Annotated in this window: 1 protein-coding gene; it reads left to right on the top strand. The window is 53.4% G+C overall.

What is annotated here, in order from left to right:
* Positions 1-386: AMP-binding protein (locus tag G9G54_RS24930; RefSeq protein WP_165179956.1), on the top strand; the 386-nt coding region annotated here is incomplete at both ends.

The raw sequence follows: 386 nt of genomic DNA, 5'->3' as shown, positions 1-386 counted from the left end.
CAGGATGCGAGCAATCTAATCCCTGTCGCCCGCCCGCATAACCTGGCCTATATGATTTACACGTCAGGTACCACCGGCCAGCCGAAAGGGGTCATGATCGAGCAGGGCAGTGTTAGCAATCTGGTAGATGCTTTATTGGAACGAGTATACAGCCGTTATGAACAGCCGCTTCATGTCGCATGGCTGTCGGCATTTGTATTTGACGCTTCAGTGAAGCAAATCTTTGCCAGCTTGCTGTTAGGCCACACCCTGCACGTGGTGTCCCGTGACGTCAGTCTGAGCGGAGAGCATTTGATCGCCTACTACCGCACGCACCGGATTGATCTGTCGGACGGCACACCTGCGCATCTGCATATTTTGAACGAAAGCGTCAATGTGACGGAAGC

Origin of the sequence: Paenibacillus sp. EKM212P, assembly GCF_011066115.1 — a bacterium.
Taxonomy (GTDB): Bacteria; Bacillota; Bacilli; order Paenibacillales; family Paenibacillaceae; genus Paenibacillus; species Paenibacillus polymyxa_B.
The sequence above is the reverse complement of the archived record's forward strand: the minus strand, read 5'-3'. Positions and strand labels throughout refer to the sequence as shown.